This window comes from Mesorhizobium sp. M2A.F.Ca.ET.042.01.1.1 (genome assembly GCF_003997405.1).
Lineage (GTDB): Bacteria > Pseudomonadota > Alphaproteobacteria > Rhizobiales > Rhizobiaceae > Mesorhizobium.
The window spans coordinates 67,111-88,166 of record NZ_RZRX01000002.1; the positions used below are offsets into that span (position 1 = coordinate 67,111).

22 protein-coding genes are annotated in these 21,056 nt (G+C 64.0%); 7 read left to right on the forward strand and 15 right to left on the reverse strand.

The genetic code is table 11. The annotated features are described in order from the left end of the window. Nucleotides 1–150: 150 nt before the first annotated feature. The 6 genes from EOA23_RS00740 to EOA23_RS00765 form a co-directional block, all read right to left on the reverse strand. A complete protein-coding gene (locus EOA23_RS00740) occupies nucleotides 151–1,347 on the reverse strand; it encodes a caspase domain-containing protein (protein WP_127302551.1) in 1,197 nt (398 codons plus the stop codon). A 226-nt stretch (nucleotides 1,348–1,573) separates the two neighbouring features. Then, a complete protein-coding gene (locus tag EOA23_RS00745) occupies nucleotides 1,574–3,229 on the reverse strand; it encodes an FAD-binding dehydrogenase (protein ID WP_127302552.1) in 1,656 nt (551 codons plus the stop codon). A gap of 36 nt (nucleotides 3,230–3,265) precedes the next feature. Further along, the gene (locus tag EOA23_RS00750) at nucleotides 3,266–4,252 is read right to left on the reverse strand and encodes a Gfo/Idh/MocA family oxidoreductase (RefSeq protein ID WP_127302553.1); all 987 of its coding nucleotides are present in this window, start codon (nucleotides 4,250–4,252) and stop codon (nucleotides 3,266–3,268) included. Between the two features lie 281 nt (nucleotides 4,253–4,533). Beyond that, a complete protein-coding gene (locus EOA23_RS00755) occupies nucleotides 4,534–5,109 on the reverse strand; it encodes a YceI family protein (protein WP_127302554.1) in 576 nt (191 codons plus the stop codon). 67 nt (nucleotides 5,110–5,176) lie between these two features. Continuing rightward, a complete protein-coding gene (locus EOA23_RS00760; RefSeq protein WP_127302555.1) occupies nucleotides 5,177–5,746 on the reverse strand; it encodes a cytochrome b in 570 nt (189 codons plus the stop codon). A gap of 400 nt (nucleotides 5,747–6,146) precedes the next feature. Continuing rightward, nucleotides 6,147–7,037: a LysR family transcriptional regulator gene (locus EOA23_RS00765; protein ID WP_127302556.1), complete on the reverse strand. Its 891-nt coding sequence runs from the start codon at nucleotides 7,035–7,037 to the stop codon at nucleotides 6,147–6,149. A 96-nt stretch (nucleotides 7,038–7,133) separates the two neighbouring features. Between EOA23_RS00765 and EOA23_RS00770 the strand changes: the two genes are divergently transcribed. After that, nucleotides 7,134–8,129 (forward strand): aldo/keto reductase, encoded by a 996-nt coding sequence (locus EOA23_RS00770; protein ID WP_127302557.1) that lies wholly within the window; start codon nucleotides 7,134–7,136, stop codon nucleotides 8,127–8,129. A gap of 290 nt (nucleotides 8,130–8,419) precedes the next feature. Here EOA23_RS00770 and EOA23_RS00775 read toward each other — a convergent pair whose 3' ends face one another. From EOA23_RS00775 to infC, 8 genes are all read right to left on the reverse strand, one after another. Continuing rightward, on the reverse strand, nucleotides 8,420–9,022 hold the full coding sequence (locus EOA23_RS00775) for a nucleotidyltransferase family protein (protein WP_127302558.1): 603 nt from the start codon (nucleotides 9,020–9,022) through the stop codon (nucleotides 8,420–8,422). A 39-nt stretch (nucleotides 9,023–9,061) separates the two neighbouring features. Beyond that, on the reverse strand, nucleotides 9,062–11,470 hold the full coding sequence (gene pheT, locus EOA23_RS00780; protein ID WP_127302559.1) for a phenylalanine--tRNA ligase subunit beta: 2,409 nt from the start codon (nucleotides 11,468–11,470) through the stop codon (nucleotides 9,062–9,064). Beyond that, nucleotides 11,467–11,904, reverse strand: coding sequence for a GFA family protein (locus tag EOA23_RS00785; protein ID WP_127302560.1), 438 nt, complete (start codon nucleotides 11,902–11,904; stop codon nucleotides 11,467–11,469). Before EOA23_RS00785 ends, pheT begins: the two co-directional genes overlap by 4 nt. Beyond that, nucleotides 11,901–13,034 (reverse strand): phenylalanine--tRNA ligase subunit alpha, encoded by a 1,134-nt coding sequence (pheS, locus tag EOA23_RS00790; protein ID WP_127302574.1) that lies wholly within the window; start codon nucleotides 13,032–13,034, stop codon nucleotides 11,901–11,903. The genes EOA23_RS00785 and pheS overlap by 4 nt, the downstream gene beginning before the upstream one ends. Before the next feature lie 106 nt (nucleotides 13,035–13,140). Further along, nucleotides 13,141–13,542, reverse strand: coding sequence for a 50S ribosomal protein L20 (gene rplT, locus EOA23_RS00795; protein WP_042637600.1), 402 nt, complete (start codon nucleotides 13,540–13,542; stop codon nucleotides 13,141–13,143). Nucleotides 13,543–13,579: 37 nt separating this feature from the next. Next, complete coding sequence (rpmI, locus tag EOA23_RS00800) at nucleotides 13,580–13,783, reverse strand: 50S ribosomal protein L35 (protein WP_027166935.1); 204 nt, start codon at nucleotides 13,781–13,783, stop codon at nucleotides 13,580–13,582. A 182-nt stretch (nucleotides 13,784–13,965) separates the two neighbouring features. Then, nucleotides 13,966–14,613: an isoprenylcysteine carboxylmethyltransferase family protein gene (locus EOA23_RS00805; RefSeq protein WP_127302575.1), complete on the reverse strand. Its 648-nt coding sequence runs from the start codon at nucleotides 14,611–14,613 to the stop codon at nucleotides 13,966–13,968. A 178-nt stretch (nucleotides 14,614–14,791) separates the two neighbouring features. Beyond that, on the reverse strand, nucleotides 14,792–15,328 hold the full coding sequence (infC, locus tag EOA23_RS00810) for a translation initiation factor IF-3 (RefSeq protein ID WP_010912915.1): 537 nt from the start codon (nucleotides 15,326–15,328) through the stop codon (nucleotides 14,792–14,794). Between the two features lie 213 nt (nucleotides 15,329–15,541). On the opposite strand from infC, the gene EOA23_RS00815 reads away from it, so the two are divergent. The 4 genes from EOA23_RS00815 (at nucleotide 15,542) to EOA23_RS00830 (ending at nucleotide 18,931) form a co-directional block, all read left to right on the forward strand. Further along, nucleotides 15,542–16,312 (forward strand): alpha/beta hydrolase, encoded by a 771-nt coding sequence (locus EOA23_RS00815; RefSeq protein WP_127302561.1) that lies wholly within the window; start codon nucleotides 15,542–15,544, stop codon nucleotides 16,310–16,312. 2 nt (nucleotides 16,313–16,314) lie between these two features. Continuing rightward, nucleotides 16,315–17,457 (forward strand): benzoate/H(+) symporter BenE family transporter, encoded by a 1,143-nt coding sequence (locus EOA23_RS00820; RefSeq protein ID WP_127302562.1) that lies wholly within the window; start codon nucleotides 16,315–16,317, stop codon nucleotides 17,455–17,457. Nucleotides 17,458–17,572: 115 nt separating this feature from the next. Further along, nucleotides 17,573–18,052 (forward strand): DUF2852 domain-containing protein, encoded by a 480-nt coding sequence (locus tag EOA23_RS00825; RefSeq protein ID WP_127302563.1) that lies wholly within the window; start codon nucleotides 17,573–17,575, stop codon nucleotides 18,050–18,052. A 120-nt stretch (nucleotides 18,053–18,172) separates the two neighbouring features. After that, nucleotides 18,173–18,931, forward strand: coding sequence for a M48 family metallopeptidase (locus EOA23_RS00830; RefSeq protein ID WP_127302564.1), 759 nt, complete (start codon nucleotides 18,173–18,175; stop codon nucleotides 18,929–18,931). Between the two features lie 297 nt (nucleotides 18,932–19,228). On the opposite strand, the gene EOA23_RS00835 is transcribed toward EOA23_RS00830, so the two are convergent. Further along, nucleotides 19,229–19,444, reverse strand: coding sequence for a hypothetical protein (locus EOA23_RS00835; RefSeq protein ID WP_126063346.1), 216 nt, complete (start codon nucleotides 19,442–19,444; stop codon nucleotides 19,229–19,231). 110 nt (nucleotides 19,445–19,554) lie between these two features. On the opposite strand from EOA23_RS00835, the gene EOA23_RS00840 reads away from it, so the two are divergent. Beyond that, nucleotides 19,555–20,214, forward strand: coding sequence for a phosphoribosylanthranilate isomerase (locus tag EOA23_RS00840; protein ID WP_127302576.1), 660 nt, complete (start codon nucleotides 19,555–19,557; stop codon nucleotides 20,212–20,214). 147 nt (nucleotides 20,215–20,361) lie between these two features. Then, the coding region (locus EOA23_RS00845) for a pyridoxal-phosphate dependent enzyme (RefSeq protein ID WP_127302565.1) at nucleotides 20,362–21,056 on the forward strand (695 nt) is incomplete at its 3' end.

Sequence of the window (21,056 nt, forward strand, 5' to 3'; positions counted from 1 at the left end):
TCGCAGAATTTCTCGACAGCGAAGGCAATCGCATGGTGTTGGTCAGCTGGTGGGCGGGCGGCATGCCCGCGTCGCCGGATTTGGGTCAATCGACCACGCCCACCGCGACGCACCCGAATTCGCTACGCAAGGCAATCATCCGCGAGTTGCTTAGCCCCCAAGCTGCTGCAGCTTACGACAGGCCCGCCTCCTGCCTTCTCGGCATTTCTCGCGACATTTCTCTTTGTTGCCATCCCGGCATCGTCCAACAGATTCCGGTTTAGCAGGTTCGGTCGTTTCCGCTGAACGATTGGCAGAAGGCTCATTAATAGGCAACGAGACTTGCGGCTTGCGACTGACTTTCTTCGGCAGGATTTTTTTGCGTAGCGGCGCAGGTGCTTGAAGCTTGGCAATTCGGCTCTTTGCAATTTCGATGAATGCACCATTCGGAAATGCCGCTAGATAAGCACGGTACATCGAGACATCGGATGTATCCTTGATCGATCTCCAAAATTCGAGCTCTGTCGCCGCGTTGATGTCTGGCTGATAGGGTTCTGCCGGAGACTGACCAGACGCAGCATCTGGGTTGAATGAGAACCCCGGCTCCACCAGGGACGAGTTGCTCCAGGGGACCTGCCTCCCCGAAGTCGCGTTCATGACGTCCAACCGGACGCGACGCATGAGAATTTCGATGTCAATCGAAGGAGTCTTTATGCGCTTCACAAGAGCATCTGCAAAAGGGCTATGATTGGCGGCTCCATCGAGCGCGACATTGCCGGGCTGTGTCGCAAAGCCGATAAAGACCCCCCTGCCAGCATCCAAGGCGCCTAGTCCCTTGCCGACTACAAGGCCGCGACTTTGACCCTGTCCACTCAATTGCTTGACGAAAGGGTTGTCCCGACAGGCATCAAGAAGGACGATGGCGGTATTTTCCTCGGCCGTCATGGCTGCAATAATATCTTGCAAGCGCTCAGCCTCTAAAGCCAAGTCGGCCGGACGTTGAAGGGCGGCATCAACTGGCAAGAGGTAGTTTTCTCCGTTCGCTTGGAGCCCATGGCCGGCGTAGTAAAAAAGGGAGACGTCACCTGGCTGCAAGTTTCGCCTGAATTTTCCGATGAGTTCCCTGAACGTTGATGCGTCAGCATCCAATCCGAGAGTGACCTCAAAGCCCGTCTCTTGCAAAACTCGGGAGATCGCATTCGCATCATTCACCCCGTTGGGGAGCGATGGCGCATAACGGTAGGAAGAGTTGCCGATGACAAGCGCATATCTGTGGCTGCGCTGGCCGATTTCGACCTCGGAGGATGCCGGTGTCGACAAGCTTGCCAGAAAAAGAAGGCACGCGCACAACAAGCAAATCTTGGACATTGCGACGGTCCCGAGTAACGGAGAATATTAGCATCTGTTAAAGCGCGTGGGTACCCATCGTATGAGACGCTCTTGCTTGGGAAAGTGTCCAAACTTGCCGGAGACCGCCCCGCGCGTCGTCACGCTTTTTCGGGCATCGACTTCAAAGAATATTCAATCGCCGGAATGATGCCGCAGCAGACAAGGTGGGCCAATTCACGAGCTTGCGACAACACCATTCGATCGTTCAGGCCACCGCACCCGCCGCCGCCCGTCCGGCGCTGCGCCCCGAAAAGATGCAGCCGCCGAGGAAGGTGCCCTCCAGCGCCGCATAGCCATGCAGGCCGCCGCCGCCGAAGCCGGCTACCTCGCCGACCGCGTAGAGCCCCGGAACCGGCTTTCCGGCGGCATCGAGCACGCGGCTGTCGAGATCGGTCTCAAGCCCGCCCAGCGTCTTGCGGGTGAGGATGTTGAGGCGCACCGCTATCAGCGGGCCGTTCGCCGGATCGAGCATCTTGTGCGGCCTGGCCGTGCGGATCAGCCTGTCGCCGAGATAGGTGCGCGCGCCGCGCAGCGCCGTGATCTGCGCATCCTTGGAGAACGGGTTGTCGAGCTGCCTGTCGCGGGCGCGGATCTCGCGCTCGACCTGGGCGACGTCCAGCAGCGGCTCGCCGCCGGCCAGCGCGTTCATGCGCGCCACCAGCTTCGAAAGATCGGCCTCGACGATGAAGTCTTCGCCTTTTTCCATGAAGGCTTTCACCGGGCCGGGAATGCCCGATGTTGCGCGGCCCAGCACTTGCCGCCAGCTTTTGCCGGTGAGATCCGGATTCTGCTCGGAGCCCGACAGCGCGAACTCCTTCTGGATGATCTTCCTGGTCAGGATGAACCAGGAATAGTCGAAGCCGGTGCTCATGATGTGGCTGAGCGTGGCCAGCGTGTCGAAGCCCGGATAGAGCGGCACCGGCAGCCTCTTGCCGCGCGCGTCGAGCCAGAGCGAGGAGGGGCCGGGCAGGATGCGGATCGCATGCTCGGTCCAGATCGGCGCCCAGTTCTTGATGCCCTCGACATAGTGCCACATGCGGTCGCGGTTGATGATCCTTCCGCCCGCGGCCTCGGTGATCGCCAGCATGCGCCCGTCGACATGGTCCGGTACGCCGGTGATCATGCGCTTGGGCGGCGCGCCCAGGCGCTTGGGCCAATTCCTGCGCACCAGCTCGTGATTGCCGCCGATGCCGCCGGAAGCGACGATCACCGCCTGCGCGCTGAGCTCGAACGCGCCGGCCACCGCGCGCGAGCTCTTATGCCCGCGCTCGACACTGCTCGCCTCCAGCACGTCGCCGCGCACGCCGGTGACGGTATCGCCGGTGCGGAGGATCTCGTTGACCCGGTGGCGGAACCTGAATTGGACGAGCCCGCGCTTTTGCGCCTCGCGCACGCGCAGCACGAAAGGTTCGAGCACGCCGGGTCCGGTGCCCCAGGTGACATGGAAGCGCGGCACCGAATTGCCATGGCCGAAGGCATTGCCGCCGCCGCGCTCGGCCCAGCCGACGACGGGGAAGAATTTCAAGCCGCGCTCGATCAGCCAGGAGCGCTTCTCGCCGGCGGCGAAGCCGACATAGGCCTCAGCCCATTTGCGCGGCCAGAAATCCTCCGGGCGGTCAAAGGCGGCCGTGCCCATCCAGTCCTCGAGCGCGAGGTCGTGCGAATCGCGGATGCGCATGCGCCGCTGCTCCGGCGAATCGACCAGGAACAGCCCGCCGAAGGACCAGAAGGCCTGGCCGCCCAGCGACTGCTCCGGCTCCTGGTCGACGATGATGATTTTCTTGCCGGCCTCCGCCAGCTCGGCCGCGGCGACGAGGCCGGCCAGCCCCGCGCCGACAATGATCACGTCCGCGTCAGCCATTTTTCCTCCCAGAATGAGCCGGCGAATTTATCGCGTTCACACGGTTTCCCAGCCGTCCTTTTCGCCGGCGCGGAAGATGGCGTCGATGACCTTCTGGTTGAGCACCGATTCCTCCAGCGTGAAGACGCGGTCCTTGCCGCCTTGCGCGGCGCGCACGAAGGCTTCGCATTCCAGCCGGTATTGCTGCGTGCCGGGGAAGCGGAATACCTGCGCCTCGGTGTGGTTCTGGTTGTGCAGCTCGATGCGGTGATGCTCGTAGAGCCCGGCGTTGAACGGGCCGAAGACCTCGATGAAGCCTTTCTCGCCGTGGAACACCATCACCTGGCGCGCCGCCATCTGCGTCGACAGGTAGAAGGACAATTCGAAGTCGCCGAAATCGGCGCGGATCGAGGAATAGATGTCGGTGCCGAAGGTCTTGTCGCGCTCGATCGTCGCCTGAACGCGGATCGGCTCCTTGCCGGTCGAGAACCGCGTCGACACCGTCGGATAGACGCCGATATCGGGCAGCGCGCCGCCGCCGAGATCGAGCTTGTTGCGCATGTTGCTGGGATCGACATTGTAGTAGGAGAAGGCGCCCTGCACGTGCCGCAGCCGGCCGATGGCGCCGCTGGCAATGAGATCGCGCACCTTGATCCATTGCGGATGGTAGACAACCATGAAGGCCTCGCAGACCAGCACCTTCTTCTGGTCGCGCAGCTTGATCAGCGGCGGGATGTCCTTGGCGTCGAGCGCCAGCGGTTTTTCCACCAGCACATGCTTTCCGGCCTCGATCGCCTTGGCTGTCCATTCGACATGCTGCGAGGTCGGCAGCGGGATGTAGACGCCGTCGACGTCCGGGGAGGCAAGCAGCTCCTCATAGGAGCCGAAAGCATGGCGGGCGCCGAAACGCTCGCCCAGCGCCTTGGCCTTCGACAGGTCGCGGCTGGCGATCGCCGACAGGACGCCGTTTTCCGAATCCACGATTGCCGGCAAAAGCTGCTCGCGGCCGATCTTCGCCGTCGACAGAACACCCCATCGGAACATCACGCTTCTCCATGTCGGTTTACAGGCGACGAGGTTTGCCTGAAATCGACGGAAAAGCCAATGCAGGAGGCACCTTTCCTCGCCCCACGCAGTGGGGAGAGGTGGCCCGGCGAAGCCGGGACGGAGAGGGGCCTTCGTAGAGTGCCGGGCTTTGGAGTGGACTGACGACAGCACAATTCTGCGAAGGCTCTGCCGTCGCGGAGGGCGCCCCCCGCTCCGTCTCGGGCTTCGCCCGAGCCACCTCTCCCCCGCCTTCGCGGGGGCGAGGAAATGTGCCGCGCCTACCCTCTCTTCCCCGTCAGCGTCATGTCGAAATCGACGACATTGGAATAGAGCGGCGTGCCGACATCCATGCCGTAGCGCGACCGCAGCACCTTGCCGGTGACGTGGAATTTGATCGTGCCGGATTTCAGCCCGCCGAGCTCGGCGGTGAACTTCTCCGGAAACGTCTTGCCGCGCGCCGTCAGCCGGCCGGTAACGACCGCCGTCGTGTCGCCGGTGCGCGTCACGCTGGTCGAGCGGAATTGGATCTCCGGGTTGTTGGCCGCGTCGAACACCGCGTCGGAGCGGAGGAATGCGTCGATGCGGCCCTGCCCCGTGCCGACGCTCTCGGGATAGATGGTGAGGTCGACCTTGGAGCGGCTGACATCGCCATTGTCGATGCGGATCGTGCCCTTGAAGCGGCCGAAGGCGCCGTCGAAACCGCCGCCGCCGGCCTTGCCGATGGTGAAGCGGATCGAGGAGCCCGATGGGTTGATCGTGTAGCTGCCGGCCGCGTCGCTGAGCGCCACCGCGGCAACGGCAGGCACGGCAAGGCAAGCGGCAAAGGCCGCCAGTCCGAGGATACGCGCGTTCATGGGTTTCTTCCTTCCGCAGATACGCATTTTCTGCGTTCTTGCCCCACCAACGAATGGTGGCGCGGTTCTATTCCCTGCCTGACGAAGGTGTGATCATGCGCGTCAGCACATTGTCGCGCAGCAGGAAATGGTGGCGCAGCGCCGCCGCGATGTGCAGCGCCACCAGCCCGATGCCGGCATAGGCGAGATACCAATGGGCGGAAGCCCAAAAGCTCTCCGCTGCGTCGGATTCGGCGAGCGGCAGATTGGGCATCACGAAGAGGCTGAACGGCATGGTTGGGATCTCCAGCGTCGACACCGACACCAGGGCCCAGCCGGAAAGCGGCAGCGCGATCTGGAAGGCATAGAGCGCGAAATGCGCCAGCGGCGCGGTCCTGCGCTCCAGCGTGCCGACCGAGCCCGGCAGCGCCGGCGCCGCGTTGCCGAGCCGCCAGGCGATGCGCAGGATGATCAGCCCCAGCAGCAGGAAGCCGAAGGATTTGTGCAGCTGGATCAGCTCGAAGGACGCCCGCTGGCTTGTCGTGCGCACCATGACATAGCCGAGCACGAACTGGCCGATGAAGATGACGCCGATCAGCCAGTGAAGGACGATCATCGCCCAGCCGTAGCGGGTAGGGGTGTTGGTGATGGATTGCATGCGAGGCGAACGAAGCCGACGCCGGCTTTCTTCCAGGAGCCTTACCCTTCCCGCAAGGGGGCTACGGCAGGCACACGATTCCAAGCGGCTGGTTTTGACCATAGCGTACATGGCAGCTTGGCGCATGCATTGTCTTATGGTGCCCCGGTCCACCCCCACTCCGTCTCGGCTTCGCCGAGCCACCTCTCCCCCGATCGACGGGGTAGAGGAAAGGCGCCAAGGCTTTTTGCCGTCAACGCTCGTCCAGGAACGCTCCCTTCCTTTCCCTCCGGAGGGGGGAAAGGTGGCGCTGCGAAGCAGCGACGGATTGGGGGAACCACGTGGCAATCAAGCCGAGGCCTGATCAGTCACGCCAGTCACAGATGATGTGTGCTTAGCGTAAACAAGGGGGAGGGCGCGGCTACCAGCCCACCTTGAAGAAATCGACAAACGCCCTCAGCGCGGGCCGCATCTGCCTGCGGCTCGGATAGTAGACGAAGAAGCCGTCGAAACACGGGCACCAGTCCTCCAGCGCGCGGATCAGGCGGCCGTCGGCCAGCGGCGCCCGCACATAGGGCTCGAAGACGAAGGCAAGTCCGGCGCCGTCGACGGCCGCCTGGGCGATCAGATGGTCTTCATCAAGGATCAGCGGCCCTTGCGCCGCGATCTCGATCTCCTCGCCGTCCTTCTCGAATTCCCAGCGGTAAAGGATGCCGCTGGAGAAACGGAAGCGGATGCAGCGGTGGTCGGCCAGATCGCGCGGATGGCGCGGCTTCGGCATGGAAGCGAAATAGGATGGCGCACCGACCACCGCGCCGCGGATGTCGGGGCCGATGCGCACCGCGATCATGTCGCGCTGCAGGCTTTCGCCGAGCCGCACGCCGGCGTCGAAGCCGCCTTCGACCACATCGGTGAACCGGTCCTCGATGACGATCTCCAGTACGACATCGGGATAAGCCGCGGCAAAGGCGCCGAGCCTGGGCGTCAGCGTCAGGTGAGCGGCCGTGCGCGGCACGGTGAGCCGCAGATTGCCCGCCGGCCGGTCGCGCGCCTCGACGGCCGTTTCCAGCGCGAGATCGATCTCGGACAAGGCCGGTCGCAGCCGTTCCAAAAGCTGCGCGCCCTCTTCGGTCGGCGCGACGCTGCGCGTGCTGCGCGCCAGGAGCCGGACGCCGAGCCGAGCTTCCAGGCTCGACACCGCATGGCTGACCGCCGAGGGCGCGATGCCGAGCTCGCGAGCGGCGGCGCGAAAGCTCGCGCATTGGGCGACCGTGGCAAGCACGGCGAGCTGTGAAAGATTCCTCCGGTTCATTGTTCTATTTTATAGAGCAAGCCGTACAAAAGAGAACTAATTATCGAACAAGGTGCCAGGCGCTATCTCATGCCCATCGCAACAAGGAGATGCGCCATGCAAACCCGCAAACTTGGAACTGAACTCGAAGTCTTTCCCGTCGGCCTCGGCTGCATGGGCATGAGCTTCGGCTATGGCGGCCAGCCGGAGGCCGAGGCGATCGCCACGCTGCGCCGCGCCGTCGAGATCGGCGTGACCTTCTTCGACACCGCCGAAGTCTACGGCCCCTTCGAGAACGAAATCCTGCTCGGCAAGGCGCTGAAGCCGGTGCGCGACAAGGTCACCATCGCCACCAAATTCGGCTTCAAGATTTCCGAGCACGGCTCGGGCACCGACCGCATGATCGGCGTCGACAGCCGTCCTGAGCACGTCAAGGCGGTGGCGGAAGCTTCGCTGAAGCGGCTCGATACCGACGTCATCGACCTCTACTACCAGCACCGCGTCGATCCCAACGTGCCGATCGAGGACACGGTCGGCGCCATGGCCGAGCTGGTGCGCGAGGGCAAGGTGAGGGCGCTGGGCCTGTCGGAGGTGAGCGGCGCGACATTGCGCCGGGCACATGCCGTGCACCCGATCGCCGCGGTGCAGAGCGAATATTCGCTGTGGAGCCGCGATCCCGAGGACGAGGTCTTCCCCGTCTGCCGCGAGCTCGGCATCGGTTTTGTCCCTTACAGCCCGCTCGGCCGCGGCCTGCTCACCGGCACAATCGCCAAGCCGGACGCGCTCGGCGCCGGCGACTGGCGCCTCACTTTGCCGCGCTTCCAGGCCGAGGCGATGGAGGCCAACAACGCCGTCATCGCGGTGCTGGAGAAGATGGCGACGGAAAAGGGCGTGACACCGGCGCAGCTGGCGCTCGCCTGGGTGCTGCACCAGGGCGATTTCATCGTGCCGATCCCCGGTGCGAGGAAAATCCGCCACCTGGAGCAGAACACGGCGGCGGCCGGGATTGAGTTGAGCGCGGCGGAAGTGGCGGCGATCGGCGATGCATTGTCGCCGGATAAGGTGGTCGGCAAGCGCTATACGGAGGAATTGCTGGCGTTGGTGAATGGGTGAGCAGACGAAGGGCGCTTTGGCCTTTCGTTGAGAGGTAGGTGCGAAGCCCCCCTCTCTGGCCTGCCGGCTTTCGTCGCTCGGAAAGCCAAGCAATTGGCTTCCCGTCCGCTGCGCGGATCGCTCCTCAATCACCTCAAGGGGGGAGATTGGCAGCTTCGGCGCCGTCGCTCCCTTTGCAACGTTGGCGACCAGCGAAAGCCGGCGTGACACCTGATCTCCCCCCTTGAGGGGGAGATGCCCGGCAGGGCAGAGAGGGGGGCCTCGCGCCGGCCTTTCTTATCTATGCACCCCTACCATGGCACCACACTAATCTCCGGCCAGCACTCCCGAGCCCTTCTCCCCTTCGCCTCATGGGTCCGCTGATTGTCCAGCGCCCTGTTCGGCGTGATGCGAAACGAAAAGATATCATCCAGCCCGAACGGCGCCACCAATTCCAGCGCCCCGTCAGCACCGTACCGCACCCCAACGGCATGTGTCTTCGACGCAAAGTAGCTCACTGACTCGCTCGCGCTCGCATACCGCGGGCATTCCCGCCCGAACTTCTGCGGATACCACAAATGCACCCGCGCCTGGTTGCGCACCTCGACCGGCAACAGCAATCCGTCGAAATGCGTCGCCGCCCGGCGGATCACCACATCCTCGGCCTCGTAGGAAAGATCGGCATCGTCGAAATAGAACAGGTCGACGTCCTTGATGCCGTAGCCCGGCGGCTTGCCGGTCAGATGATTCCACACGCTGTTGTAGAGCGCGCCGGAAACCACCAGCCAATCCGGCAGCGCAAGCGCCCGCACCCGCGCCAGCGTCTCGGCCAACAGCGGATCGGCCGCGACGATCGCGAGGAAAGCCGCGCGTTGCGTTTCGAAGGGAAGGCCGGAATAGCGGAGGTGGTCCATCGCCCTTTGGAAGGCGATTCGCCACCTGCCGGCAATGCATTATGCTCTCAGCACGCCGCCCGTCTGCTTGTTGACGTTCTCGACGATGCGCTTGGCCAGCGCCTCGAAATCCTCGTCGGTGAGCGTCTTTTCGACCGGCTGGATCGACACCTCGATGGCGATCGACTTCTTGGCTTCGCCGAGCGATGCGCCCTCGAAGACGTCGAACACCGAAACGCCGGTGACCAGCTTCTTGTCGGCGGCAAGTGCCGCCCGCACCAGCGTTCCGGCCTCGACCGTCCGGTCGACGACGAAGGCGAAGTCGCGCTTCACCGCCTGGAAGGGCGACAGCTCCAGCTTCGGCTTGGTGCGCGTCGGCTTGGCCTTCGGTTCCGGCACGGTGTCGACGAAGATCTCGAAGCCGCAGATCGGGCCGGACGCGCCGAGCCCGTCCAGCGTCTTCGGATGGAACTCGCCGAAAGTGCCGAGCACCGTCTTCGGCCCGAGCTTGATCGTGCCGGAACGTCCCGGGTGATACCAGGTGGGGCCGCGGGCTTCGATCTGCAGCCGGTCGACTGGCGCGCCGCAGGCTTCGAGGGCAGCCATCGCGTCCGCCTTGGCGTCGAACACGCCGACCGGCCCGGCATTGCCGGCCCAACTGCGGCCCGAACCGTCGAGCTTGGCTGTGCCGCGCCTGACGCCGGCGGCAACGCGCCGCTGCTGTTCGGGCGCGTCGCCTTCATAGGTGCCGGAGACCTCGAACAGCGCCACGTCGCCGATGCCGCGGTCGGCATTGCGCTGCGCCGCGGAGATCAGTCCGGGCAGCAGCGAAGGCCGCATGTCGGACATGTCGGCGGCGATCGGGTTGGCGAGCTTCAGCGCCGTCTGACCGCCGCCGAACAATTCAGCGTGCTTGGCCGGGATGAAAGACCACGTGACGGCCTCCATCATGCCGCGCACGGCGAGCGCGCGCTTGGCAGCGCGGGTGCGCACCTGAAGCGTGGTCAGGATCTTGCCGTTGACGGCGTCGTGCGAGGTCAGCGGCTTGGCCAAGATGTTGTCGACGCCATGGATGCGCATCACCTCTTCGACCAGGTCTGCCTTGCCGTCGATATCCGGCCGCCATGAGGGCACCGTCACTTTGAAGACGTCGCCCGAGCCCTGCGGCTCGAAGCCGAGACGGGCCAGGATTCCGAGGGTTTCTTCCCTCGGCACCTCGATGCCGGTCAGCCGCTTCACTTCCGAAAGCGGGAAGGACACGACCATCGGCTTGTGGCCTGCATAGCCGGCAACCTCGGTTTCGGAAGGCGTGCCGCCGCAGAAATCGAGCACCAGCCTGGTCGCGAGCTCGACGCCCGGCACCATGAATTCCGGGTCGACGCCGCGCTCGAAACGGTAGCGCGCATCGGTGATGATGCCGAGCGCGCGGCCAGTGCGGGCCGTGGTGATCGGATCCCAGAGCGCCGATTCGATCAGCACGTCGGTGGTGTTCTCGTCGCAGCCAGAATGCTCGCCGCCCATAATGCCGGCGATCGATTCCACGCCATTGTCGTCGGCGATCACGCACATTTCGGGCGTCAGCGTATATGCTCGGCCGTCCAGCGCCAGCACCGTCTCGCCGTCCCTGGCGCGGCGAACCACGAGATTGCCGGCGACCTTCTTCGCGTCGAACACGTGCAGCGGCCGGCCGCGATCGAAGGTGACATAGTTGGTGATGTCGACCAGCGCGCTGATCGGTCGAAGCCCGATGGCGATCAGGCGCTGCTGCAGCCATTTCGGCGACGGGCCGTTCTTGACGCCCTTGACCAGCCTCAGCGCGAAGCCGGGGCAAAGCTCGGGCGCCTCGATCGTCACCTTGACCGGTGTCGCCCCCTTGCCGGGAATGGCTTCCACGGGTGCTGTCTTCAGCCGCCCGAGCCCGCTCGCCGCGAGGTCGCGGGCGATGCCGTAGACGCTGGTCGCATCCGGCCGGTTCGGCGTCAGATTGATCTCGATCACCGGATCGTCGAGATGCGCGTAGGCCGCGAAGCTGGTGCCGACCGGCGCGTCCTCAGGCAAATCGATGATGCCGCTGTGCTCGTCCGACAGTTCCAGCTCGCGCTCGGAGCACATCATGCCGTGGCTTTCGACGCCGCGGATCTTGCCGACCGAGAGCGTCACGTCGATGCCCGGGATGTAGGTGCCGGGCGCGGCGAAGGCGCCGATCATCCCCGAGCGGGCATTGGGCGCCCCGCACACCACCTGCACCGGCGGCTTGCCGTCGCCTGTGTCGACGGTCAGCACCCGCAGCCGGTCGGCATCGGGATGCTGCACCGCCGTCAGCACCTTGGCGATGACGAAGGGTTTCAAGCCTGCCTTGTCGTCGACATGTTCGACTTCGAGGCCGATCGCCGTCAGCCGCTCGACGATCTCGGCAAGCGAGGCGTCGGTCTCGAGATGGTCCTTGAGCCAGGAGAGCGTGAATTTCATGGTTCTGTTCCGTTTTGTCCTTGCCCTTCTGGTCGGGGCACACTGGTCTTCAGATGCCTGGGCAGATCGTCCGGCATGTGCAGGAAGGGCAGTTGCTCGCGCACATAGGCATGCAGCGTCGGCTTGAAATAGGCTGGCATATCCATGGCGCCGAGCATGAAATAGATCCGGTTGTCGAGCCGCTTATCGACATAGGCAATCGGCGAGCCGCAGGTGCCGCAGAAGGAGCGCTCCACCAGGCCATTGCGATAGCTTTTCAGCGACTTGCCTTCGAGCGCAACCTGGTCGGCCATGAAGCCGACAAAGGCCGACACCGGCGCGCCCGTGGCGCGCCGGCAGTCGCCGCAATGGCAATAGCTGATGTGGTGCGGCTCGGCCGAGGCCTCGAACCGCACTGCGCCGCAACGGCAGCCGCCGGTGTGAGGTGCCGTCATGCGGAAAGGCCCCCGAATAGCGTCGGCAGGTCGAGTGGCCGGAAGCCGTAATGCGACAGCCACCGCACATCGGCATCGAAGAAGGCGCGCAAATCCGGCATGCCGTATTTCAGCATGGCGATGCGGTCGATGCCCATGCCCCAGGCAAAGCCCTGATATTCGTCGGGATCGAGCCCGCCGTAACGCAGCACGTTGGGATGCACCATGCCGCAGCCCAGGATCTCCATCCAGTCGGAGCCTTCGCCGAAGCGCACTTCGCCCGGACGCGAGCGGTCGCACTGGATGTCGACCTCGAGGCTGGGCTCGGTGAACGGGAAGAAGGACGGGCGGAAGCGCATCTTGACCGACGGCACTTCGAAGAAGGCCTTGCAGAACTCCTCCAGCACCCACTTCATGTTGGCGATGTTGGCGGTCTTGTCGATCACCAGCCCTTCGACCTGGTGAAACATGGGCGAATGCGTGGCGTCGGAATCCTGCCGGTAGGTCTTGCCGGGAATGACGATGCGGATCGGCGGCTTCTGCCGCTCCATGGTGCGGATCTGCACGGGCGAGGTGTGCGTGCGCAACAGCTTGCGCTCGCCCTTCTCGTCCGGCTGGAAGAAGAACGTGTCATGCATCTCGCGCGCCGGATGTCCTTCGGGGAAGTTGAGCGCCGTGAAATTGTAATGGTCGGTCTCGATATCCGGACCTTCGGCGATCGAGAAGCCGAGATCGCCGAAGATCGCCGCGATCTCGTCGATCACCTGGCTGATCGGATGGATGCGGCCGCGCTCGGCCGGCGACTGGCGAACGGGGAGCGTGACATCGACCTTTTCGGCCTCGAGCCGGGCGGCGATCGCCACGTCCTTCAGCTCCGCCTTGCGCTGGCTGAGCGCTTCGGTGACGCGGTTCTTGAGGCCGTTGATCGCTGGGCCCTTCACCTGCCGTTCCTCGGCGCTCATCGCGCCCAGCGTCTTCAGCATTTCGGAGACCGAGCCCTTCTTGCCCAGCGCCGAGACGCGCACCGCCTCGATCGCGGCCTCGTCCGAGGCGGCCGCGATCTCGGCGAGCAACGAAGCTTCCAGGGCTTCAAGATTTCCAGCAGTGGCGTTCACAGCGAAACTCTCTTCGTTCGGGTGGACAGCACCCATGTGGTGCGTCACCATCTTGGTTTGATCAGGCATAAGAAAAACCCGCGCCAGCCGTGCCAGCGCGGGTTCCCCAAATCAGTACTAGAAATGCTTGGGAAGCGCTGGCTTAGGCGACAGCGCTCTCAAAAGCATTCGGCGTGGTGTTCTTCAGATATTCGAGCGCGACCTTGGCCTTGGCGACCAGCGCGGCGAAAGCCTGCGGCTCGTGGATGGCCATGTCCGACAGGACCTTGCGGTCGATCTCGATGCCGGCCTTGTTGAGGCCGTCGATGAAGCGGCCATAGGTCAGGCCATGCTCGTGGGTCGCCGCGTTGATGCGCTGGATCCACAGCGCGCGGAACGAGCGCTTGCGGTTCTTGCGGTCGCGGTAGGCATACTGCAGCGACTTCTCCACCGCCTGCTTGGCGATGCGGATGGTGTTCTTGCGGCGGCCGTAGAAACCCTTGGCGGCTTTCAGGACCTTCTTGTGCTTGGCGTGGGCGGTGACGCCTCTCTTTACGCGTGCCATGTCATGATCTCCTTAATACGTTGTCCAAGCCGAGGGATTAGAGGCCGTTCGGCAGAAAATTCTTGATGACCTTCTTGCCGTCCGGTTCAGCCAGAACCATCGTGCCGCGGGCATCGCGAATGAACTTGTTGGAACGCTTGATCATGCCGTGGCGCTTGCCGGCGGCAGCCGACAGCACCTTGCCGGTGGCAGTAATCTTGAACCGCTTCTTGGCGGCCGATTTGGTCTTCATCTTGGGCATTTTGCTACTCCGTATTGGTGGCGCACCATCGCGCTTCTTGTCCGCTTCGGGCCGACCAAAGCCCGAAAAGCAAATGAAACCGCCACGGCATGCCCTGCCGGGCGGTTTTCTTGGAACGGCGGTCCTATAGATCAAAGACGGCCTGTGTGCAACACCTGCAGCGATGCGACGCGCTGTCTTGATCAGGGCAGACGGAAGAGCACCGGCAACACTCCCGACTGCTGCGCGCCATCGATCAGCTCGAAGGCCGGCAGCGCCACCAGGAACACCAGGCCGTCGAGCAGCGTGTTCAACAGCAGGCGCGGCTTGAAGCTGCCGGTGTCGCCCTCCTGGTAGAGCCTGAGGTTCGGGAAGAAACGCGGCACCTTGGCAAGGTAGGCCGCGTAAGGGGCGCCGAGCACCTCTTTCAGATAGCGCTCCTCGCGCAGGATGACGATGTGGAACGCGCCGGCGCAGAGCAGCGCAAAGAGAATGATGCCTGAAAACGAGCCGATCTGCGCGCCGACGCCGGCGGCCGCCACCGTCGAGAACAGATAGAGCGGGTTGCGGGTGATCGAATAGGGCCCGCCGGTGACCACTTCGGAGGATTTGCGCCCGCCGATATAAAGCGTCGACCACAATCGCCCGACAATGCCGAGAAAGATCAAGAGCACGCCGAACATCTCGATCGACTCATGCACCGGCGTGTTCGGCGGAAAAGTCGACTGTCCAAACAGAAGCGCGGCAAACAGCACCACGATCAGAACGGCCAGCACGACGCGGCGCATATACTGATAGCCGCCGAGACCTGGCGTTTGCCTGGCAGGCTTGGACTTCACTTCATCGGCCATGAGGAAAACCCGATCGTCTGCTCGCGATCGCGAAGCGATCGTCGAGATTTGCTCGCGATCGAGGAATTCGATCGTCGATTTGCTCGCGATCGGAAACCCGATCATCGAGTGGCGATCGGATAGAAAACAGGCGTCCCGCCGATCGTCGGGACGCCCTGCACCATGATTTTGGCGGGATTTAGCGCGGCGCCAGAACCATCATCATCTGGCGGCCTTCGAGCTTTGGCTCCGCCTCGACCTTGGCGATCGTCGCCACTTCCTCGCGCACCTTGTTCAGAAGCTGCATGCCAAGCTCCATATGCGCCATCTCGCGGCCGCGGAAGCGCAGCGTCAGCTTGACCTTGTCGCCTTCCTCGAAGAAGCGCCGCACGGCCTTCATCTTGGTCTCATAGTCATGGCTGTCGATGTTCGGGCGCATCTTGATCTCCTTGATCTCGATGACCTTCTGGTTCTTGCGCGCCTCGGCCGCCTTCTTCTGGTTGGCGTATTTCAGCTTGCCGAGATCGAGGATCTTGACGACGGGCGGCACAGCATTGGGCGATATCTCGACGAGATCGAGCCCGGCCTCTTCGGCCAGCAGCAATGCGTCGTTGATGGAAACATCGCCGCGGTTCTGGCCTTCGGCGTCGATAAGCTGGACCCGGGGAACCCGGATGTCTCGGTTGGAGCGCGGCCCGTCCTTGGTGGGTGCCGCTGCTTTGAAAGGTCTGCGAATGGTCGTGGTCTCCTCGGCCGTTTCGTTCAGGGTTCAGTAAATTCGAATTGCTGGACGCGCCTATGTGGGGAGCGCGGGGCGTGAGTCAATAGCACAGGCTGGTTGGAAAATCACCTGTCCGCTTGCCTTTACCTGCACCAAGCAAAGAAATGCCGCGAGCACTTTTCGTTGAACCACCGCCTGTGTCAAAAGACCGGCGGAAAGGACAAGCCCATGGCCGCCAGCGCTCCGGTTTTCATCGATGTCGACGGATCGAGCATCGCCGTCAGGCAGGCGCCCGGCGCGGCGCCCGGCGTGGTGTGGCTCGGCGGCTACAAGTCCGACATGCTGGGCACGAAGGCGGAGACGCTTGCCGCCTGGGCCGCTCGCGAGGGCCGTGCCTGTCTGCGCCACGACTATTCCGGCCATGGCGAATCGGGCGGCGAATTCGCCGACGGCACGATCTCCAGATGGCTGGCCGAGAGCCTCGCCGTCTTCCGGCGCTTCAGCAAAGGCAAGCAGGTCCTGGTCGGCTCCTCGATGGGGGCGTGGATCGCGCTGCGCATGGTGCAGGAATTGCGCCGGGCGGGCGACGACCGCGTGGCCGGTCTCGTGCTGCTTGCGCCGGCGCCTGACTTCACGATCGAGTTGATCGAACCGGTGCTGACCAAGGCGCAGAAGCGCGATCTTTCGAAAAAGGGATTTTTTGCCGAGCCGTCCGACTATTCGGACGAGCCTTATATCTACACCCGAGCGCTGATCGAGGACGGCCGCGCCAACCGGGTCATGATCGGACCGATCGACACGCACTGTCCGGTGCACATATTGCAGGGCCTGGCCGATCCGGACGTGCCGTCCAGCCATGCCCTGAAGCTCGCATCGATGCTGCCCGCCGACGATGTGACGCTGTCGCTGATCCCCGACGGCGATCATCGCCTGTCCCGTCCCGAGGATCTCGACATGCTGAAGCGCGCCGTCGCCGACATGGTCAGGCGGGCCGCCTGACCATGCGCATCTCCATCCCGATATCCGCCTTCGTCGCCGCGATCGTCGGCTTTGGCGGCACGCTGGCCCTCGTCATCGCCGCCGCCAAGGCGGTCGGTGCCACACAGATCGAGACCGCAAGCGGCGTGACGGCGATCTGCCTTGCCATGACGATCGAGTGCCTGTGGCTGTCCTGGCGCACGAAGATGCCGGTCATCACCGCCTGGTCGACGCCTGGTCTGGCGCTGATCGCGGCCTCCAGCGGTTTCACGATGCCGCAGGCCGTCGGCGCCTTCATGGTCACCGGTGTCCTTCTGGTCGCCACCGGCCTGTTCAAGCCGCTGACCCGGCTGATCGCGCAGATCCCGGCCTCGGTCGCGTCCGGCATGCTGGCCGGCATCCTGGTCAGCTTCGCCGTCAATGCGGTGAAGGCCATTCCCGCCGATCCCTGGCTGATCCTGCCGCTGATCGCCGCCTTCTTCGTCATCCGCCTGTTCAATCCGGCGGTTTCCGTGCTGGTGGTGCTGGTCGGCGGCGGCCTTGCCGCTTTCCTCACCGGCCGCGTCGGCAGCCTGCCGGTGCCGGAACTGTCGACATTGACGTTCATTGCGCCGCAATTCACTGCATCGGCGATCATCGGCCTTGCCCTGCCGCTCTATCTCGTCACCATGGCCTCGCAGAACCTTTCCGGCCTGGCGGTGCTGCGCGCCGCCGGCTACCACCCCGAACCCGGCCCGCTGATTGGCGTAACCGGCCTGTTCTCGCTGCTCTCGGCGCCGTTCGGCGCCGCGACCACCAATCTCGCGGCGATCTCGGCCGCAATCTGCACCGGTCCCGATGTCCATCCGGATCCGGCCGAGCGGTGGAAGACCGGACCATTCTACGCGCTCGCCTACCTCATCTTCGCCATCTTCGGTGCCTCGCTGGTGGCGATCTTCGCCGTCCTGCCGCAAAGCCTGATCGTGTTGGTCGCGGGGCTCGCCTTGACGGCGCCCCTGGCCAATGCGCTGTCTATAGCCCTTCATGACGCCGGCGAACGCATGCCGGCCACCGTCACCTTCGCCGTGACGGCTTCGGGGCTCACGCTCTTCGGCGTCGGCGCGGCGTTCTGGGGGCTTATCGCCGGCATGGCAGTGCTTTTCCTGGAAAAACTCAAAAAGCGATAATCATTTCAGAAGCTTCGCCGGTTTTGGCCGGATTTGTCTTGAATAGCCCATTTCGCCTTCCCATTTCGATTCCACGCAGCCGGTTTGGCTGTCTCCAACGGAAGGATTGGGAGAAATGAATACGAGTGCATTGATCCGTCCGGCCTGGACGCCGGCCACCATCGCGCTGATGGTCATCGGCTTCATGGTGTTCTGGCCGCTCGGCTTCGCCATGCTCGCCTACATCATCTGGGGCGACCGGCTGGAAGGCTTCAAGCGCGACGTCAACCGCGCGACCGACGGCATCTTCGCCGGCTGCCGCCGCAGCTCCGACAAGGCGGCCCGCTGGGGCCACGGCTCGGCTCGCACCGGCAACGTCGCCTTCGACGACTGGCGCGAGAAGGAGCTGGAGCGCCTGGCCGAGGAGCGCCGCAAGCTCGACGAGATGCTGACCGAGTTCGACGACTACGCCCGCGAACTGCGCCGCGCCAAGGACCAGGACGAGTTCGACCGCTTCATGGCCCAGCGCAACAAGCATACCGCGCCGACCACCACCGGCTCGGCCGACAAGCCCGCTTCCAAGCGCGGCAAGGGCACGAACCTGCTCGACGACTGAAGCCACGCGACAGGCTCCGGTATGATATGCGGCGTCGCGTCTAGCGGCGCCGTTTCTTTTTTGTTCTCTTTGTAGCTTCCCTCCACTGGCCGTTTTTTTCGAATCGCGTATCGTCCAGCCATGACCCTCGGCTTCTTTCACAATCTGACCAAGCCAAAGCCCACCCCTGTGGTGGAGCGCGAACATTGCGTCGCCGGCCGAACGCTGCCGCTGAAGATCGTCGAAAGCGCCAGGGCCAGGCGGCTCACTTTGCGCATCGATTCCGGTGGCCAGGGCCTGCGCGTCACCGTGCCGCCCGGCCTGCGCCGGGGAGAGGTGGAGAAATTCCTCGACCGCCACCAGGACTGGCTGGAGCAGCGCCTGGCCAAGGTGCCGACCCGCCCGCAAGTGCGCCCCGGCATAAAGATCCCGATCCGCGGCGTGCCGCACCGCATCGTGCATGAGCCTTCGAAGCGCGGCACCGTCACCGTCTCGCGCGACGACCGCGGCCCGCTTCTGGTCGTCCATGGCGAGCGCATCCATCTGCCGCGCCGTGTCGCCGACTACCTCAAGCGCGAAGCCAAGAAGGAGATCGAAAGGCTGGTGGTCAAGCACACCGAGGCGATCGGCAAGCGCGCCAAGGCCATAAGGTACAAGGATACCTCCAGCCGCTGGGGGTCATGCACCTCGGAGGGCAACCTCTCCTTCTCCTGGCGCATCATGATGGCGCCGCCGGCGGTGATAAACTACCTCGTCGCGCACGAGGTGGCGCATCTCAAGGAGATGAACCACGGCCCGAAATTCTGGAAGCTGTGCGAGAAGCTCTGCCCGGATACCGATCGCTGCAAGGACTGGCTGAAGCGCAACGGCGGCGCGCTGCAGGCGATTGTGTTTGAGTAGCCACCGCGGGGCAATGGTGCGAAGGCCGTCGGCACTGCTAGCCGAGCCATCTCAACTTCGTCATCCACGGGCGGAGCAAGGAGCGAAGCGACGCGCGCAGACCCGAGGATCCATGCCGTGACGTGCGGGCGCCGCAGCGGTGCAAGCGATGCTATGTCGTTGAACGAAAAAGAGAACATTCTCCGCCGGTGCACCTTTCGGCTGATGTAACGGCATGGATCCTAGGGTCTGCGCGCCGCTCCGCGTCGCTCCGCCCTAGGATGACGACCGCGTAGTTGCCTCGCCTCACGCACTCCCTCAATCATCATTCGCCGCGTTCAGCTCCTCGGGCCGCAGCCCTTCCTCGATATGCGGCCAGGGCAGGAAATCCCGGTCGAAGGCGTCGCTGCTGAAATACTCCAGCGCCCGGTGCGCCTCGGCGCCGTTGACGGCGGCCTTGTCGATCAGATGCGCGATCACCTCGCGTGCCTGCGCGATCTTTTGTCGGAGTTCGGCGACGGTCCGGTCGGCCATGATTATCCTGCTCTCGCCTGTGGTCCCTATATGAAGGTAGCGTTTTCCGCCGTGGTGGCAACAGCATGCTTTTTCTCGACTCTCGCGGCTTTTCGTGCCAAGCCCGCGCCATGACGCTCGACATCAAGATCTGCGGATTGAAGACCGACGCCGCGATGGCCGCCGCCCTTGCCGGCGGCGCCAGCCATGTCGGCTTTATCTTCTTCCCCAAAAGCCCGCGCTATGTCGAGCCCGCCGAGGCCGGGCGCCTGCGCGAAGCGGCGCGCGGCAAGGCCTCGGCGGTTGCCGTCACGGTCGACGCCGATGATGCCTTCCTGGACGAGATCGTCGCCAAGATGCAGCCGGACATGCTGCAACTGCACGGTTCGGAAACGCCTGAGCGCGTGGCGGAACTCAAGGCGCGTTACGGCCTGCCTGTCATGAAGGTGTTTTCCGTCAGCGAGACAGCCGACCTCGAGCGTGTAAAGCCGTTCGTCGAGATTGCCGATCGTTTCATGTTCGACGCCAAGCCGCCCAAGGGATCGCAACTGCCGGGCGGCAATGGCGTCGCCTTCGACTGGCGCATCCTTGCCGGCCTTGACGCCGGGCTCGATTACATGCTTTCCGGAGGGCTCAACGCCGCCAATATCGGCGATGCCCTGAGACTGGCGAACCCTCCCGGAATAGACGTCTCGTCCGGTGTGGAACGCGCTCCGGGCGTCAAGGATCCGGCGCTGATCGAGCAGTTTTTCCGGGCCGTCAGGGCCGCGCGCGACGACCGCGCCGCCTGAGCAGGCTCAAACCCGAGCATGTCCCGGAAAAGTGGAATCCGGTTTTCCGACAAGGACATGCTCGAAACTAAAATGCAGCATGTCCCGGAAAAGTGGAATCCGGTTTTCCGACAAGGACATGCTCACCAAGTCAAGGAGAGATCGGCGATGAACAAGCCGGCTATGCCCAATTCCTTCCGCACCGGACCCGACGAGCAGGGCATGTTCGGCATTTTCGGCGGCCGCTTCGTCGCCGAAACGCTGATGCCGCTGATCCTTGACCTCGAGGAGCAGTGGAACCACGCCAAGAACGATCCGGAATTCAAGGCCGAGCTGCAGAACCTCTCCACCCACTATGCCGGGCGGCCGTCAAAACTCTATTTCGCGGAAGGGCTGACGAAACATCTCGGCGGTGCCAAGGTCTATTTCAAGCGCGAGGACCTCAATCACACCGGCTCGCACAAGATCAACAATTGCCTCGGCCAGATCCTGCTTGCCAAGCGCATGGGCAAGAAGCGCATCATTGCCGAGACCGGCGCTGGCCAGCATGGCGTCGCCTCGGCAACCGTCGCGGCGCGCTTCGGCTACCCTTGCGTCGTCTACATGGGCGCCACCGACGTCGCCCGCCAGAGCCCCAACGTCTTCCGCATGAAGCTGCTCGGCGCCGAGGTGCGGCCGGTCACCGCCGGCCACGGCACGCTGAAGGACGCCATGAACGAAGCCCTGCGCGACTGGGTCACCAATGTCGAGGACACCTATTACCTGATCGGCACCGCCGCCGGCCCGCATCCCTATCCGGAGATGGTGCGCGACTTCCAGTCGGTGATCGGCTCGGAGGCGCGCGCGCAGATGCTGGAGCAGGA